A 16961-nucleotide genomic window follows, 5' to 3' on the forward strand; every position below is an offset into this window, starting at 1 on the left:
TGGCCGCCGTGCTGGTCGCACTGGTCGGCATCGGCCAGCGGCTGGCTCTGGCGCGCATGGGGGCACGGCCATGAGCGGCATTCTTCTCGGCGCCCTGCTCTTCTGGGCCTGCGCCTGGGCGCTCAACGAATGGCTGGTCCGGCAAAAGCCCGCCAGCCCCGCAATAAAGCGCCTGATCGGCATCCTCGTGCCGGCGATCTTCGGCATCACCATCCTGGTTATATGGGAAGGCATCGTGCGCGGCTTCAATGTGCCGACAGTGCTCCTGCCGCCGCCCTCCATGATCTGGACCCGGCTCGTCAGTTCGCTCCCGACGCTGTGGGCCGATTTCCGCCAGACCTTCCTCAAGGCGGTGCTGATCGGCTACGCGATCGGCTGCCTCGCAGGCTTCGTGGTTGCCATTGTCATCGACCGCTCCCCTTTCCTGCAGCGCGGGCTTTTGCCGCTCGGCAATTTCGTTTCCGCCCTGCCGATCGTCGGCGTCGCGCCAATCATGGTCATGTGGTTCGGCTTCGACTGGCCGTCAAAGGCCGCCGTCGTCATCGTCATGACCTTCTTCCCCATGCTAGTGAACACGGTTCAGGGCCTTGCCTCGGCAAGCCCCATCGACCGCGACCTGATGCGCACTTATGCCGCCTCTTACTGGCAGACGCTTTTCAAGCTGCGGCTGCCGGCGGCCGCCCCTTTCATCTTCAACGCGCTCAAGATCAATTCGACCCTTGCGCTGATCGGCGCCATCGTGGCGGAATTCTTCGGCACGCCCATAGTCGGCATGGGCTTCCGCATATCGACCGAGGTCGGCCGCATGAACATCGACATGGTCTGGGCGGAAATCGCAGTTGCGGCGCTTGCCGGTTCGGTCTTCTATGGTGTGGTCACCCTTGTCGAAAGGGTTGCCACGTTCTGGCATCCGTCCGTCCGTGGTGGGCGGGCGTGACCGTGGGAATCACGGTCCAACTTCAGAGGGAATGAAGATGAAAAGAATGCTCAAGACCATGCTTGCGGGGGCCGTGTCGCTGACTGCCTTCCAGGCGCTTGCCGCAGACGACGTGACGCTGCAGCTCAAATGGGTCACGCAGGCGCAGTTCGCCGGCTATTACGTTGCGCTAGATCAGGGCTTCTACGAGGAGGAGGATCTCAATGTCGAGATCAAACCGGGCGGACCCGATATCGCGCCGGTTCAGGTGCTGACCGGCGGCGGGGCCGATGTCATGGTCGACTGGATGCCGTCGGCCCTTGCCGCACGCGAGAAGGGCGTGCCGGTCGTCAATATCGCCCAGCCCTTCAAGTCTTCCGGCATGATGCTCACATGTCTGAAGGAAAGTGGAGTGAAGTCGCCGGACGATTTCAAGGGCCGCACGCTTGGCGTCTGGTTCTACGGCAATGAATATCCTTTCCTCGCATGGATGGCCAAGCTCGGCATTCCGACCGACGGCAGCGAAGGGGGCGTGGAGGTTTTGAAGCAGGGCTTCAATGTCGATCCGCTGCTGCAGAAGCAGGCCGACTGCATCTCGACCATGACCTATAACGAATACTGGCAGGTCATTGATGCCGGCATCAAGCCGGAGGATCTGGTCACCTTCAAATATGAGGATCAGGGCGTAGCCACGCTCGAGGACGGCCTCTATGTGCTGGAAGACAAGCTCCAGGATCCGGCTTTCGTCGACAAGATGGCCCGCTTCGTGCGCGCCTCGATGAAGGGGTGGAAATGGGCCGAGGACAACCCGGACGAAGCGGCCATGATCGTCCTCGACAACGATGCCTCCGGCGCGCAGACCGAAAAACATCAGAAGCGCATGATGGGCGAGGTCGCCAAGCTCACGGCCGGTTCGGACGGCACCCTGGACGAAGCAGACTATGAGCGCACGGTCCAGACGCTGCTTTCGGCCGGTGGTGAGGCTCCGGTCATTTCCAAGGAACCGGAAGGGGCCTGGACCCACGCCGTCACGGACGAGGCGCTGAAATAGGTCCGGAACTTCAAAAGGTCCTTATTCTCGGAACTGGGCGGGCGACCGCCCTTTCCTCTTTCACGCCCGGTGCATCGCCGGATTCTGCCTGCAGCCGCTTGCGTTCGGCTTGCCGGAACGCGCCGGGGGCCACGCCGGCGATCTTCCTGAAGAAACGGTGGAAATAGGCCGGGTCCTGAAAGCCGAGCGAGAAGGCGATCGCCTGGATCGGCGTCGGCGTAAAGACGAGATCACGGCGGGCAGCTTCCATGACCCGTCTTGCGATCAGTTCCTGGACGCTTGCTCCCGTCAGCGCGCGCGCAAGCCGATTGAGATGCGCCGAGGAGACGCCAATCTTTTCGGCATAGAAGCCTACAGGCTGGTGCTCGCGGAAATGCGCGCCTATCAGCGTTTCCAGATGCTCGATCCGCTCCCGGTCGCGCGTCGCGATCTCGCTGGCGAGATGGTCGGCTTCGGCGCCCAGGCGCGCGAGAGAGACGATCGCCTGCGTCATCATGGCGTCGAGCAGGAGCGAACGCCCCGGCGCATGGCCGGCGATTTCGGCATGGATGCGGCGAATGCTCTCGACCGCCAGCGCGGCATCCGGATGATCCGGCGCGAGCGGCGTGATCCGCGTCTCCTCGGCATAGGCCGCGATTGCCAGATCGGACGCGGCTACCGAGTTCAGCCGGTCGGAGAGGGCAGTAACGACAAGGCCGTCGACCTCCCGCGAAAAACGGAAGCCGTGGGCGGCCCTCGGCGGAATGAAAAGCGCGCAGGGCGCGGCAAAGCTCCGCGCCTTCTCCGTGCCCAGCAATTCCCCCTTGCCCGCGGTCAGCGAAAATATCTGGAAGAAGGCGTCGTGGCGATGCACGGCGATCTCCCAATTGTGCAGGTGCGTCCGCTCTGGGATCGTCTCGCAATGCAACCAGAAATCGCCCGACTCGCCTGTTCTTTCACGATAAAGACGGTAGGTTGGAACGGTTCTATGATGGGCCTGGCGCGTCATTGATGTTCCGATAGTGCAATTGTTTGCAACGAAAGTCCATTGTAGCGGAGGTTTCCGTCGAACATGCTCACGGCCATATTCGCGCCTTCGGGAGGAGGCATTGCGCACACAGGTCGTCATCATCGGTTCGGGTCCCGCCGGCCTGCTTCTCGGGCAGTTGCTGACCAATTGCGGGATCGACAACATCATCCTCGAGCGGGCTTCCAGGGAGCATGTCCTGTCGCGCATCCGCGCCGGCGTCCTAGAGGAAGGCACCGTAGGCATGCTGGATGAGGCTGGCGTCGGTGCACGCATGCATCGCGAAGGCCTTCCGCATGATGGCTTCGACATCGCCTTCGACGGGCGTCGTCACCGGATCGATCTTCACCGCCTCACCGGCGGCAAGCGTGTCATGGTCTATGGCCAGACGGAAGTGACCCAGGACCTGATGGAAAAACGCGCCCAGACCGGCGCCCGATCGGTCTATCAGGCCGAGAACGTCAAGCCGCATGATTTCGACGGCGAAAGCCCCTTCGTGACCTATGAAAAGGACGGGACCACGCACCGGATCGACTGCGATTTCATCGCCGGCTGCGACGGCTTTCATGGCGTCTCCCGCAAATCCGTTCCGGAAAGCTCGATAGATCTCTATGAGCGCATCTATCCTTTCGGCTGGCTCGGCATCATCGCAGAGGTGCCGCCAGCCGGTCACGAACTGATCTATGCCAATCATCCGCGCGGCTTCGCGCTCTGCTCCATGCGCTCCACCCATCGCAGCCGCTACTATGTACAGGTGCCGACGGGGGAGAAGGTCGATGACTGGACCGACGAGCGCTTCTGGGACGAGCTGCGCGCCCGCCTGCCTTCCGCGTCCGCCGAACAGGTTACCACCGGCCCCTCGATCGAGAAGTCGATCGCGCCGCTGCGCTCCTTCGTTGCCGAGCCGATGCGCTTCGGCCGGCTGTTCCTCGCTGGAGATGCTGCCCATATCGTGCCGCCGACCGGAGCCAAGGGCCTCAATCTCGCCGCCAGCGACATACGCTATCTTTTCGACGGATTGCGCGAATACTACGAAGAAAAATCCGCAGCCGGCATCGACGCCTATTCCGGCAGGGCGCTTGCGCGCGTATGGAAGGCGGAGCGCTTTTCCTGGTGGATGACCAATACCTTGCACAAGTTTCCCGACCAGGGCGCGTTCGGCCAGAAGATACAGCATGCCGAGCTGGACTATCTGTTCCAGTCCGAGGCTGCCCTGACGATGCTGGCCGAGAATTATGTGGGCCTGCCTTACTGAGGACTTTTCCGGCCTGCGGATGAAAAGAATGGAGAATAAGATGGGCGGCACGACCAAAAGTCCGCGATATGAACAGGGAATGGCAACGCGCCGCAAGGTTCTGGGCAATGCCTGGGTGGACGCCGCCGAGGCGAAGAAGACCGCCTTCGACGAGCCTTTCCAGGAACTGATCACCGAGGCCGCCTGGGGCCACGTCTGGTCACGCGATACCTGGACAAGGCGCGAGCGCTCCATGGTCACCCTCGCGCTTCTTGCCGGGCTCGGACATTACGAGGAATTCAAGCTGCATCTGAGGGCCACTGCCAATACGGGCGCGACCCCGGACGACATCCGCGAAGTGCTGCTGCATGTGGCGATTTATGCCGGAGTTCCTGCGGCGAACCATGCGATCAAGATCGCCAAGGAGGTTCTTGCCGAAATGGAAAAGGAGGAGTCCGCATGACGGAAGGCGTTACCTTACCAAACCGAAGGCCGGAAACAGGCGCCTTCTTCCAGCGCGACCGTAGCTGGCATCCGCCGGCCTTCACGCCGCAATACAAGACCTCGGTGCTGCGTTCGCCGCAGAAGGCTCTGCTGTCGCTCGACAACACGATTTCCGAGATCACCGGCCCCGTCTTCGGCCACAATATCCTTGGCGAGCTCGATGACGACCTGATCCACAATTTCGCCAGGCCCGGCGAGAGCGCCATCGGCCAGCGCATCATCGTCTATGGCCGGGTCATGGACGAGCGGGGCAAGGGCGTTCCGGGTGCGCTGGTGGAAATCTGGCAGGCCAATGCCGGCGGCCGCTACCGCCACAAGAAGGAGGGCTACCTTGCCCCGCTCGATCCCAATTTCGGCGGCTGCGGGCGTGTCATCACCGACGAGGAAGGCAATTACACCTTCCGCACCATCAAGCCCGGTCCGTATCCCTGGCCGAACGGCGTCAACGACTGGCGTCCCGCGCATATCCATCTCTCGATCTTCGGCCACGGCTTCGCCCAGAGGCTGATCACGCAGATGTATTTCGAGGGCGACCCCTTGATCTGGAAATGTCCTATCGTCAGCACCATTCCGGACAGAAGGGCGATCGAGCAGCTCATCGCGCCGCTCGACATGGAGGCCACGATCCCGATGGATGCCCGGGCCTACAAATTCGACATCGTGCTGCGCGGCCGGCGTTCCACCCTGTTCGAGAACCGCCTGGAGGGGAACTGAGATGGTCCAGTCGCTCAACCGCTTCAAGGAAACGCCGTCGCAGACGGCAGGTCCTTACGTCCATATCGGCCTGACGCCCAATTTCGCCGAAATCGGCGGCGTCTATGATGCCGACCTCGGCACGCGCATGGTCAACGACAAGACCAAGGGCGAGCGCATCACGATCCGCGGTCATGTGTTTGACGGCACGGGGACGCCACTGAAGGATGCCCTGATCGAGATCTGGCAGGCCGATGCCGACGGGCTCTACAACTCGCCGTCGGAGTTGCGCGGAACAGCGGACCCGAACTTCACCGGCTGGGGACGGTGCCCAACCGACATGCAGACCGGCGAATTCCGCTTCGAGACGGTGAAGCCCGGCCGCGTACCCTTCAAGGACGGCCGCCTGATGGCTCCCCATGTCACTTTCTGGATCGTGGCGCGCGGCATCAATATCGGCCTGCATACCCGCATGTATTTCGGGGACGAGGAGAAGGCGAATGCGGAAGATCCCATACTTGCCCGCATTGAGCATCGGGGGCGGGTACCGACACTGATTGCCGAACGCGACAGCGACACCTACAATTTCGATATCCATCTCCAGGGCGAGAAGGAAACCGTCTTCTTCGATATTTAGATATCCAAACGTGACCGTATCCGTCTTCGATCATCCCTTTCTCTCCGGCCTCCTCGGCGACGAGGAGGTTGCGGATTTCTTTTCGGCCAAGGCGGATATCGATGCCATGCTGGCCTTCGAGATGGCGTTGGCCGAGGCGGAGGCCGCGGAAGGTGTGATCCCGAAGGAAGCCGGGGAAGCCATTGCTGCCGCGCTCAAGGGCTTCACGCCCGATATCGCGGATCTGCGCGACGGCACGCGCCGCGATGGCCTTCCCGTTCCCGCTCTCGTGAAGCAGCTATGCAAGCGGGTCGGCGAACCGCATTCCGAAAGCGTGCATTTCGGAGCCACCAGCCAGGACCTGATCGATACCAGCATGGCGCTGCGCCTGGTCGGCCTGCTCGGCATCCTCGGCAGGCGGATCGATGCACTGGTTGCCGAACTGGATGCGTTGACGGCGCGGGACGGCGATATCGAGGTGATGGGACATACGCGCATGCAGGCCGCCATTCCCGTCCCCGCCGCCCGCAAGATCGCAAGCTGGCGCGATCCGCTGGCGCGTCACAGCCAGCGGCTGGAGGCGGTCGAAAAGGAAATTGGCATCCTGCACTTCGGCGGTGCGGCCGGCACGCTGGACAAACTGGGCGATAAGGCCGGTCGTGTGACGGAACGCCTCGCCGAACGCCTTGGGCTCACCGCCATGCCGCGCGCCCGGCATTGCGAGCGCGACGCGCAGGCCGGTCTTGCCTCATGGCTTTCGCTGGTGACCGGCAGCCTCGGCAAGATGGGCCAGGACATCGCGCTGATGGCGCAGAGCGAGATGGGCGAAATCCGACTTGCTTCCGGCGGCGGGTCGTCTGCCATGCCGCACAAGCAGAACCCGATCGGCGCCGAGATGCTGGTGACGCTCGCCCGCTTCAATGCCACCCTGCTCTCCGGGATGCATCAATCGCTGGTGCATGAGAACGAGCGCTCGGGCGCGGCATGGACTCTGGAATGGATGCTCCTGCCGCAAATGGCCGTCGCGACGGGAGCGGCGTTGCGAACGGCTGCGGCGCTTCTTGACGGTCTGGCTTTCGTCAAGCGAGGCTAAGCCCCAGCCTCTCACATGGCGTTCATCGTCAGAAGCTCGTAACTCGCGACCTGATCGCCGTCCTGGTTGTAGACGCCGACATCCCAGCGCACCTCGCCGTACTCGTCGTTACGGCGCGTCTTCTGCTTCGCGGTCAGCCGGACTTTCAGCATGTCGCCCGGCGAAACCGGCTTCATGAAGCGCAGATTGTCGAGGCCATAATTGGCGAGCACCGGCCCCGGCGCGGGATCGACGAACAGCCCTGCCGCGAATGACAGGATGAGATAGCCATGCGCCACCCGGCCGGGGAAGAAGGGATTGGCCTTCGCCGCCTCCTCGTCCATGTGGGCATAGAAGGTGTCGCCGGTGAATTCGGCGAAATGCTCGATATCCTCGAGCGTCACCTGGCGGGATTCGGTCCAGAGCGTATGACCGATCTCAAGCTCGCCGAATTTCAGCCGGAAGGGATGAACCTCCTTCTCCTTCAGCTTCGCGCCGGGCATGTAGCGGCCGGTAATGCCGGCAAGAAGCTCCGGGCTCGCCTGCACTGCCGTGCGCTGCATGTAGTGCATCACGCCGCGTATGCCGCCCATTTCCTCACCGCCGCCCGCGCGCCCCGGGCCGCCATGGACCATATGCGGCAGCGGCGAACCGTGGCCGGTTGCGTCCTTTCCGGTATCGCGGTCTGCAAAATAGAGCCTGCCATGGAAGGAACCCGCCCCGAGCACTGCCGCCCGCGCCACCGCCGGATCATGAGTGAAGACGGAGGCGACGAGCGAACCCTTGCCGCGATTGGCGAGCGCCAGCGCATGGTCGAGGTCGCGATAGCCCATCACCGTCGAGACGGGTCCGAAAGCCTCCACCGAATGCAGCCGCTCCGAACCGTCCGGGTCGTCGCTGGAAAAGAGGATAGGCGGCACAAAGGCGCCTGCCTTCGCATCCGCGCCCTCAACCTCGAATTTGTCGGGGTCGCCGTAAACACGCTTCGCCTCCGAAGCAAGCTGGCAGACTTTTTCCAGCACGTCCTCGCGCTGCGCCAGGCTCGCCAGCGCGCCCATGCGCGTGGTCTCGGCGCGGGGATTTCCGACGACAGTCTTTGCCAGACGTTCCGAAACCGCCTCCACGACCGCACCGCGATGCGCCTCGGGCACGATGATGCGGCGGATGGCGGTGCATTTCTGGCCCGCCTTGGCCGTCATCTCGCGATGGACCTCCTTGACGAAGACATCGAATTCCGGCGTGCCCGGCGCGGCATCCGGTCCAAGGATCGTGGCGTTGAGCGAATCCTGCTCGGCGATAAACCGCACGGAATTCTCAAGAAGGTTTCGGTTGGCCCGCAGCATAACCGCCGTGGACGCCGAGCCGGTGAAGGAAACCACGTCCTGACCGGTGAGCCGGTCCAGGAGGTCGCCGGTGCCGCCCGCTATGAATTGCACCGCGCCTTCCGGCAACAGGCCGGATTCCACGATCATGCGGAAGCAGGCTTCCGCCACCCATGCCGTCGCCGACGCGGGCTTGACGATAGCCGGGACACCGGCGAGCAACGTCGGAGCCAGCTTTTCCAGCATGCCCCAGACAGGGAAGTTGAAGGCGTTGATATGGACGGCCACCCCCTGCAGCGGCGTCGCCACATGCTGGCCGAGGAAATTGCCGGATCGGGAAAGCCGCTCCAGCGCGCCTTCCACCAGGATCGTATCGTCCGGCAGTTCGCGACGACCCTTCGAGGCATAGACGAAAAGCGTGCCGATGCCGCCGTCTATGTCGATCATGGAATCCGGTTTAGTGGCCCCGGTCTCGTAGGAAAGCTCGTAGAGCGCGTCGCGCCGCTCGTTCAGATACTGCGCCAGCGCCTTGAGCATCGCCGCACGCTCATGGAAGGTCATTTTGCGCAGGGCCGGACCACCGACCGTACGAGCATGGTCAGCCATGGTGGAAAAGTTGAGGCCCGCTGCGCCGATCTCGGCGACCACTTCGCCAGTCACGGCGCTTTTCAAGGGTGTGACCCTGCCGGAGGGGGCAATCCAGCGTCCGGCGGCAAAGCTGTTCAGGGAGATAACGGTCATGCGGTATGCTCCTTCGCAAAGCGGAATGGCTTAGTCTGATACCAAGGGCGCAACGTAGAGCGGCGACATTTCAGACGACTCTCTATTGAACGACCGCCGGCAGATGCGAGAAGCCGCGGAAGCGCACGCGGCCGGTACGTTGCGGCATTCCGGTAAGCCGGTAGCCCGGAAAACGCTTCAGAAAGCGCGAAATGGCTATGCGCCCTTCCATCTTCGCCAGGGAGAAGCCGACGCACAGATGCGGACCGCCGGCAAAGGCGAGATGCTTGTTGGGCTTGCGCGAAAGGTTGAGCCGGTCTGGATCGGGAAACTGGCGCGGGTCGCGGTTGGCCGCGCCGATGGCGAGATGGATGCGCGTTCCCGGCTCGATCACCTCACCATGGAATTCGGCCGGAGCCACCGCCATGCGGTTGCCGAGCTGGTTCGGGCTCTGGAAGCGAAGAAACTCGTCCACGGCGGTGATGATCAGTTCCGGATCGTCCTGCAGGCGCTTCTTCTCGTCCGGCCATCGGGTAAGCTCGAAGAGCGCATTGCCGATGAGATTGGTCGTCGTCTCATGGCCGGCATTGAGGATGAAGATACAGTTCTGCAGAAGCTCAACTTCCGAAAGCTGCTCGCCCTCATTGCCGTTGATGAGCCGCGTGAGCACATCCGTCGCCGGATCGCCCGGATTACGCCGGCGCTCGTCGGCAATCTCTTTCAGGAATGCCTTGAAGTCGGTGACCGAGCGGTTGCCGCGCTCCTGCTGTTCCCCGGTTAGAACCGGCTCCAGGGCGCCGAGGATCGCCAGCGACCAGTCGCGCAGAGGCCCCCTCTCCTCATGCGGGATATTGAACAGGTTGCCGATCACCTCGACGGGAATGGCAGCGGCGAAATCCTCGATGAGATCCACCTCGCCCTTCTCCGCCAGCCGCTCGAGCAGTCCGTCTACGAGCTTTATCAAGCCGGGTTCCATGGCCGCCAGCGCGCGCGGCGTCATGGCGCCCACCATGATCTTGCGCACACGCGTGTGCAGCGGCGGATCGTTGAAGACGAGGCTGGTCGTGTGGTGCTCGTAAAGCGGCGAGCGGCCGAACTTGGGCAGGAACTCCACCTTCTTGTCGGAGGAGAAACTGGTGGTGTCGCGATAGACGCGATCGAGATCGGCCCAGCGCGACAGCATGATGGAACCGTCTGAAAAACGCTTCACAGGCGCGTGCTCGAGCAGCGCCCGATAGACGGGGAACGGACCTTCCGCGAAGCTTTCCGGCAGCGCCGTGAGTTCAAAATCCCGCGCAAGACGCGCATCTGACTGCATGGCGATCTCCTCCTCACGAAGTATTATTGACCGGCCAGTCGGTCTATGCAAGTCTTATCCGAGGATGAGATCATGGGGAGGAGAGACGCCCATGGGGCTGTCGCCGGAAGATATCGCAAGACGCAGCGCGGAGGCCATGTGGGAGCGCGACGCGGCCTCGAAATGGCTGGGCGCTACGCTCGATGCGGTCGGCCCCGGTACGGCGCGCATGTCGATGACGGTCGAGAAGCATCACACCAACGGCCATGCCATCTGCCATGGCGGCTACATCTTCACGCTGGCTGACTCGGCCTTCGCCTTCGCCTGCAATTCCTACAACCAGATCGTCGTCGCCCAGCACAATACCATCACCTATGTCGCGCCGGGAAGGCTTGGCGACCGGCTGACGGCGGAGGCCCGCGAAGTGGCCCGCTTCGGTCGCTCCGGCATCTACGACGTGCGCGTCATCGACCAGGACGGCCGCCTGGTGGCCGAGTTCCGCGGCGTCTCGCGTACCATTGAAGGCCGTCATTTCGAGGAGGAGTGACGGTGCGGATTGTCGCGACACCAAACAAACACCCATCACCGGGAGGAACAGATGAAAGACCTGACGCCCCGCAAGGATGAACTCGACCCGATCGAGATTGCCTCGCGCGACGAGATCGCCGCACTTCAGCTTGCAAGGATGAAATGGTCGCTCAAGCACGCCTATGAGAACGTGCCCCATTACCGGAAGAGCTTCGATGCCGCCGGCGTGCATCCCGAAGACCTGAAGGAGCTTTCCGACCTCTCGAAATTCCCGTTCACGGTCAAAACCGACCTGCGTGACAATTATCCCTTCGGCATGTTCGCCGTCCCGCGCGAGAAGGTGATACGCATCCACGCCTCCTCTGGGACAACCGGCAAACCGACCGTTGTCGGCTACACGAAGAATGATCTCGATGTCTGGGCCAACTGCATGGCGCGTTCCATGCGCGCCTCCGGCACACGGCCGGGCGATGTGGTGCATGTCGCCTATGGCTACGGGCTTTTCACTGGCGGACTTGGAGCGCATTACGGAGCCGAACGCCTCGGCTGCACCGTTGTGCCCGTTTCCGGCGGCATGACGCCGCGCCAGGTGACGCTCATCGAGGATTTCAAGGCGACCACAATCATGGTCACCCCCTCCTATATGCTGTCCATCCTCGACGAGTACCGCGCGCAAGGGCGTGACCCGCGCGAAAGTCCGCTTGAAGTCGGCATCTTCGGCGCCGAGCCATGGACCAACGCCATGCGCGCCGAGATCGAACAGGCTTTCGACATGCACGCCGTCGACATATACGGCCTGTCCGAGGTTATGGGGCCGGGCGTGGCCAATGAATGCGTGGAGACCAAGGACGGCCTGCATATCTGGGAGGACCACTTCTATCCCGAGGTGATCGACCCCGAGACCGGCGAGGTGCTGCCGGATGGAGAACGGGGCGAACTCGTCTTCACCTCGCTCACCAAGGAAGCCTTCCCCATCATCCGCTACCGTACGCGCGACCTGACACGGCTCCTGCCCGGCACGGCGCGCACGATGCGGCGCATGGAGAAGATCACCGGCCGCTCCGATGACATGATGATCCTGCGCGGGGTCAATGTCTTCCCCACACAGATCGAGGAGCAGATCCTGACCGTCGAGGGTCTGGCTCCGCACTTCCAGATCGAGCTGACGCGCGAGGGGCGCATGGACGAAATGATCGTTCATGTGGAGGTGATGTCAGCGGATATCGACCCCGACATGCGCATGCGCTGCTCGCAAGCTTTGCGTGCACGCATCAAGGACACCATCGGCGTCACGGTGAATGTCCAGGTGACCGATCCCGAAGGCGTACCGCGCAGCCAGGGCAAGGCCGTGCGCATCATCGACAGGAGGCCGAAGGGATGAGCGGGGTCATGGCGCGCGCGCTTACCCTCCCCTTTGTGGGGAGGGTCGGGCGACAACGTCGCCCGAGATGGTGGTGGAAAGACAGCAGCGGCACTTGCAAGGCCCCTCACTCCGGCGCCATACGCCGACCCTCCCCACAAAGGGGAGGGTAATAATGGCCCGCAGCCGCGCCAAGGACTATGACGAGAAGCGTGGAGCCATGCTCCACCGGGCGGCGCAGATCTTCGCGCGCGACGGCTATGACCGTGCCTCCATGGCACAGCTCGCCGCCGAATGCGGCGTATCGAAGGCATTGCTCTACCACTACTATGTCTCCAAGGAGGCGCTGCTCTTCGACATCATCTCCAACCATCTCGAAGCCCTGATCGAGGCGGTCGAGGGCGCGGATCGGCCCGATCTCGACCCGGAAAGCCGGCTGCGCGCACTGGTCAGCGCCCTGCTCGACGCCTATCGCGACGCCGATGCCGAGCATCAGGTTCAGATCAACGCCCTACGCCTCTTGCCGGAAGCCGAACAGGAGCAGTTGAAGGCACTGGAACGCCAGCTTGTCAGCCTGTTCGCCGATGCCATCCACGACATCAACCCGAAGCTTTTCGGCAAGCGCCAGCTCCTGAAGCCCGTCACCATGAGCCTCTTCGGCATGCTCAACTGGTTCTACATGTGGTTCCGCGAAGGGCGCGGCATCAGCCGGGCCGACTACGGCGAGCTCGCAACGCATATCCTCGTCTCGGGCGTGCGCAATCTGAATTAGAGCCTCCCGCCTTGCCATGGCGTTTCGCCTTGTGTCATTTCGAGTCCATGGAAAAACGCGCCAGCCCCTTCGCCACGGCACTCGACGGTTTGATCAGCCGCTTGCATGAGCGCGGCCGGCTGCGGGTTTGGTCGCTGGTCGTCACCATCTTCGGCGACGCCATCGTTCCGCATGGCGGTCGAGTCTCGCTTGCGGCCCTGCAGGACGTTGTGGCGCGGCTTGGCGTCGAGCCCGGCGCGCTCAGGACTGCCATGTCGCGGCTTGCCGCCGACGGCTGGGTCGAGCGCGAGAAGCAGGGCCGAAACAGCTTTTTCCACCTCGACGAGCGCGGCCGCCATGCCTTCGATCTCGCCACACGGCGCATCTATGCCGCCGGCCCGCCAGCATGGGACGGGGCCTGGACGGTGGCGATCGCACCGCCGGGCGGCAATGGTGCGGGGGCGGATCTTGCCGATGCCGGCTTCCTGAAGGTGGCGCCCGGCGTGCATTTGCGGCCGCGATCGGCTTCCGAAATCCCGGCCGAGGAGGCGCTTGCGGGCATGCTGGTGATTCATGGGGAAAGCGCCGAGCATCCCGAAACCTTGCGCCGGCTCTGGCCTTCGCGGCAGATAGCGGATGCCTATCGGGATCTGTCCGAGGCTTATGCTGTGCTGGATGCGGCCCTTGCGGGCGGCGCGGCACCTTGTCCCTTGGCGGCCATGGCGGCACGTGTTCTGTTGATCCATGACTGGCGGCGGATCGTGCTACGCGATCCCGGCCTGCCCCTGGCTTTGCTGCCGAGCGACTGGCCCGGCGAGGAAGCACGCGACCGCGTCGCGCGCATCTATGGGAAACTGCGGGAGCCGAGCGAGGCCTGGCTGGAACAGGCCGGATTGCCGCCGCTTGCCGATCCTGAAAAATTCGCCGCCCGTTTTGGGCGAAGGCAGCCCGAGTAGATCAGCCCTCGCCGCGCTCCGCGACCTTCCAGATCGTGCCCTGCGCGGCGGCGCAGAGCTTTTCCGATCCGTCTTCCGCCACGGCGAAGACATCGCAGTTGCAGACGGCCTGCGACTTGCCGCTGCCCGTCACCCGCGCCCGCGCTATGAGCCGCTTGCCTGTTGCCGGACGCAGATAGTTGATCTTGAACTCCAGCGTGAGAACGTTGCCGAGCACACTGCCGCCGGCATAGGTGAGCGCGTTGTCGGCCAGATAGGAAACGAGGCCGCCATGAGCGAAGCCGTGCTGCTGCAGATGCTCGGGGCGCAGGTCGAGGGCGAGTTCAGCCCTGCCCTCCTCGAACAATGTCAGCTCCGCCCCGAGAAGGACACTGAAGGGTTGTGCGGCAAGCACTTTCCTGCCGAATTCAAGCATGGTTTCGGACATGAAGGTCGCTTCTCCCCATATTGCCTCCGCCGCCCTTCCTATTATCCACAATAGCCACCCACTCTGCCCTTTCCGGATGGATGCAGCGGATGCTCAGGCGTCGGGCGCGAGCGCCATCACGGCAAGGCCCAGCACAGTGACGAGCGCGCCACCAAGTACCGAAGCATTCGCCCAGCCGTGGCCGAGCAGCCCTTCGAAGAATATGATGATGGTGGGCGTTAGATAGTTATAGGCAAGCACCTTGGAAGCGGGCAGCCGCAGCGCGGCGAATTGCAACAGGAAAAAGGTGCCCGCGGTCGTGAAGATCGCCAGGTAGAATATGGCCAGCCAGACCACGCGCGGCAGCGCGGTCCAGTCCGTGGCCGCGATCTCGCCTGCTCCGTAGACGGCAATGCACAGCCCTGTGGCGAACAGCGTCCAGAAGGTGAACGCGATGACCGGCTCGCCGCGATTGAACTTGCGCACCAACGGCGCATAGGCCGCATGGCCGGCCACACCGGCGAGGAAGATCAGCTCGCCCTTGCCTATGTCGAAAGAGAGGATCGCGTCCACATCGCCGCCGAAGATCACCCAGATGGCGCCCAGAGCCGCAAAGACAAGGCTGGCGATCACGATCCGGCGCGGTATCTGGCCGAGGAAAAGATAGCCGAAGCCGGCGCTCATCAGCGGCATCAGCGTGAACACCGCGCCGGCCGATACCGGGTCGGTGAAGCGCAGCGACACGAACATGGTGACGAAGAAAAGCGCCATCAGCCCGCCGAGGACCAGGAAACGCCATGGTGCGCGCGGTGGAGGAATCCGCCCCTTCAGGAGAAAAAGGGCGGCGCCGCCCATGATCGAAGTGCCGATGACGAAGCGCGCCGCATTGATGGCGGCAGGGCCGAGATAGGGTGCCGCCATGGCGCCGAAGGAGAAGGAACCGGACACCAGCATGGCGAACAGAACCATTGCCAGGTGGCCGAGAAGCTTCTCCCGGCCTGCGGCATGGATTGTGTGGCGGGAGATGTCGGTCACGATGGACGGGCTTATCCTAACGCCGGGCAGCGGTCGAGGGCGGCAAGGTGTCTTTCATGGGGATTTAGCCCCCAATCCATGCCAAGCGGCTTTCTGGAGCGTATGGCTGCGCGAGAGCGCGCCATCCCCACGCCACCAAGCGCCTGAGACGGCGATTCGTCTTCACTCCGCGGCAATCTTCGCCGCCGGATTGTTGGGATGCGTCGTCCAGTTGGCGTAGACCGGCTCCACGATCTTGCCCGTCCGCTTGTCTAGTGCACCCGCGGCCAGCGGCTGCATGGTGATGCAGCCTTCCACCGGGCAGACATTGACGCACAGATTGCAGCCGACGCACTCCTCCTCGATCACCTCGAAATGCCGCGCGCCGTCGACCATCGCGGTGATCGCCTGATGCGAGGTATCCTCGCATGCGATGTGGCAGCGGCCGCATTTGATGCAGAGATCCTGATCGATATGCGCCTTGGTGACATAGTTCAGATTGAGATATTGCCAATCGGTGACGTTCGGCGTCGCGCGACCGATGAAATCCTCCAGACGCGCATGGCCCTTCTCGTCCATCCAGTTCTTCAGCCCCTCGATCATCTCCTGGACGATCTTGAAGCCGTAGGTCATGGCGGCGGTGCAAACCTGCACATTGCCTGCACCGAGCGCCATGAATTCGGCGGCGTCACGCCAGGTCGTCACCCCGCCGATGCCGGAGATCGGCAGGCCCGCCGTCTCCGGGTCCCGGGCGATCTCAGCCACCATGTTGAGAGCGATGGGCTTCACCGCCGGGCCGCAATAGCCGCCATGGGAGCCTTTCCCATCGATCGAGGGTTCCGGCGAGAAGGTGTCGAGATCGACCGAGGTGATAGAGGAAACCGTGTTGATCAGCGACACGGCATCCGCTCCGCCGTGTTTCGCCGCACGCGCCGGATAGCGGATATCGGTGATGTTCGGCGTCAACTTCACGATCACCGGCATGCGCGTGTTCTGCTTGCACCAGCGCGTGACCATCTCGATATATTCGGGCACCTGCCCCACAGCCGAGCCCATGCCGCGCTCGCTCATGCCGTGCGGGCAGCCGAAATTGAGCTCGATGCCGTCGGCGCCGGTTTCCTCCACCAGGGGCAGGATCGCCTTCCAGGCATTCTCCTCGCAAGGCACCATAAGCGAGACCACCAGCGCCCGGTCCGGCCAGTCCCGCTTGACCTGCTTGATCTCGCGCAGATTGGTCTGCAACTCGCGGTCGGTGATGAGCTCTATATTGTTGAGGCCGAGAAGCCGCCGATCCGCCCCCCAGATCGCGCCATAACGTGGACCGTTGACATTGACGATCGGCGGCCCCTCCTCGCCCAGCGTCTTCCAGACAACACCGCCCCAACCCGCCTTGAAGGCGCGCACAACGTTATATTCCTTGTCGGTCGGCGGCGCGGAAGCGAGCCAGAAGGGGTTCGGCGACTTGATCCCTACGAAGTTATTGCGAATGTCTGCCATGGGTATCTCTCCCTAGGG

The 16961-nt window shown here is 63.2% G+C and carries 17 protein-coding genes; 11 read left to right on the forward strand and 6 right to left on the reverse strand.

From position 1 onward, the window contains the following. Positions 1-70 precede the first annotated feature (70 nt). Both L598_RS12290 and L598_RS12295 read left to right on the forward strand, forming a co-directional pair. Positions 71-937 carry an ABC transporter permease gene (locus L598_RS12290; RefSeq protein WP_144862820.1) on the forward strand — a complete coding sequence of 289 codons (867 nt, stop codon included), beginning with the start codon at positions 71-73 and terminating at the stop codon, positions 935-937. Positions 938-968: 31 nt separating this feature from the next. Continuing rightward, on the forward strand, positions 969-1967 hold the full coding sequence (locus L598_RS12295) for an ABC transporter substrate-binding protein (RefSeq protein WP_210244988.1): 999 nt from the start codon (positions 969-971) through the stop codon (positions 1965-1967). 10 nt (positions 1968-1977) lie between these two features. Here L598_RS12295 and L598_RS12300 read toward each other — a convergent pair whose 3' ends face one another. Beyond that, positions 1978-2820, reverse strand: coding sequence for a helix-turn-helix domain-containing protein (locus tag L598_RS12300; RefSeq protein ID WP_246658734.1), 843 nt, complete (start codon positions 2818-2820; stop codon positions 1978-1980). A gap of 235 nt (positions 2821-3055) precedes the next feature. Here L598_RS12300 and pobA point away from each other — a divergent pair, with 235 nt between their 5' ends. From pobA to L598_RS12325, 5 genes are read left to right on the forward strand one after another with little or no spacing between them, the layout of a single operon-like run. Further along, positions 3056-4228 (forward strand): 4-hydroxybenzoate 3-monooxygenase, encoded by a 1173-nt coding sequence (gene pobA, locus L598_RS12305; protein ID WP_144862823.1) that lies wholly within the window; start codon positions 3056-3058, stop codon positions 4226-4228. 28 nt (positions 4229-4256) lie between these two features. Then, a complete protein-coding gene (pcaC, locus tag L598_RS12310; RefSeq protein ID WP_246658735.1) occupies positions 4257-4670 on the forward strand; it encodes a 4-carboxymuconolactone decarboxylase in 414 nt (137 codons plus the stop codon). Continuing rightward, complete coding sequence (gene pcaH, locus L598_RS12315) at positions 4667-5425, forward strand: protocatechuate 3,4-dioxygenase subunit beta (protein WP_144862824.1); 759 nt, start codon at positions 4667-4669, stop codon at positions 5423-5425. The genes pcaC and pcaH overlap by 4 nt, the downstream gene beginning before the upstream one ends. A 1-nt stretch (position 5426) precedes the next feature. Then, positions 5427-6041: a protocatechuate 3,4-dioxygenase subunit alpha gene (gene pcaG, locus L598_RS12320; RefSeq protein WP_144862825.1), complete on the forward strand. Its 615-nt coding sequence runs from the start codon at positions 5427-5429 to the stop codon at positions 6039-6041. Positions 6042-6051: 10 nt separating this feature from the next. Then, positions 6052-7113, forward strand: coding sequence for a 3-carboxy-cis,cis-muconate cycloisomerase (locus L598_RS12325; RefSeq protein ID WP_144862826.1), 1062 nt, complete (start codon positions 6052-6054; stop codon positions 7111-7113). Between the two features lie 11 nt (positions 7114-7124). Here the strand turns inward: L598_RS12325 and paaZ are convergent, their stop codons facing one another. Beyond that, positions 7125-9155 carry a phenylacetic acid degradation bifunctional protein PaaZ gene (gene paaZ / locus L598_RS12330; protein ID WP_144862827.1) on the reverse strand — a complete coding sequence of 677 codons (2031 nt, stop codon included), beginning with the start codon at positions 9153-9155 and terminating at the stop codon, positions 7125-7127. A gap of 82 nt (positions 9156-9237) precedes the next feature. Further along, positions 9238-10452, reverse strand: a complete 1215-nt coding sequence (locus tag L598_RS12335; protein ID WP_144862828.1) for a cytochrome P450 — start codon at positions 10450-10452, stop codon at positions 9238-9240. A gap of 91 nt (positions 10453-10543) precedes the next feature. Between L598_RS12335 and paaI the strand changes: the two genes are divergently transcribed. The 4 genes from paaI to L598_RS12355 all read left to right on the forward strand — a co-directional run bounded on the left by paaI (position 10544) and on the right by L598_RS12355 (position 14026). Continuing rightward, entirely contained in the window at positions 10544-10978 is a 435-nt protein-coding gene (gene paaI / locus L598_RS12340; protein WP_144862829.1) for a hydroxyphenylacetyl-CoA thioesterase PaaI, read from the forward strand. Positions 10979-11029: 51 nt separating this feature from the next. After that, positions 11030-12340 carry a phenylacetate--CoA ligase PaaK gene (gene paaK / locus L598_RS12345; protein WP_144862830.1) on the forward strand — a complete coding sequence of 437 codons (1311 nt, stop codon included), beginning with the start codon at positions 11030-11032 and terminating at the stop codon, positions 12338-12340. Positions 12341-12494: 154 nt separating this feature from the next. Beyond that, on the forward strand, positions 12495-13091 hold the full coding sequence (locus L598_RS12350) for a TetR/AcrR family transcriptional regulator (RefSeq protein ID WP_144862831.1): 597 nt from the start codon (positions 12495-12497) through the stop codon (positions 13089-13091). A 47-nt stretch (positions 13092-13138) separates the two neighbouring features. Next, on the forward strand, positions 13139-14026 hold the full coding sequence (locus L598_RS12355) for a PaaX family transcriptional regulator C-terminal domain-containing protein (protein WP_144862832.1): 888 nt from the start codon (positions 13139-13141) through the stop codon (positions 14024-14026). A gap of 1 nt (position 14027) precedes the next feature. Here L598_RS12355 and L598_RS12360 read toward each other — a convergent pair whose 3' ends face one another. The 3 genes from L598_RS12360 to preA form a co-directional block, all read right to left on the reverse strand. After that, positions 14028-14453 carry a PaaI family thioesterase gene (locus L598_RS12360; RefSeq protein WP_144862833.1) on the reverse strand — a complete coding sequence of 142 codons (426 nt, stop codon included), beginning with the start codon at positions 14451-14453 and terminating at the stop codon, positions 14028-14030. A 93-nt stretch (positions 14454-14546) separates the two neighbouring features. Further along, positions 14547-15467, reverse strand: a complete 921-nt coding sequence (locus L598_RS12365) for a DMT family transporter (protein WP_246658736.1) — start codon at positions 15465-15467, stop codon at positions 14547-14549. 162 nt (positions 15468-15629) lie between these two features. Continuing rightward, on the reverse strand, positions 15630-16943 hold the full coding sequence (gene preA / locus L598_RS12370; RefSeq protein WP_144862834.1) for an NAD-dependent dihydropyrimidine dehydrogenase subunit PreA: 1314 nt from the start codon (positions 16941-16943) through the stop codon (positions 15630-15632). Between the last annotated feature and the right edge of the window lie 18 nt (positions 16944-16961).

Origin of the sequence: Mesorhizobium sp. J18, assembly GCF_007829525.1 — a bacterium.
Lineage (GTDB): Bacteria > Pseudomonadota > Alphaproteobacteria > Rhizobiales > Rhizobiaceae > VLJP01.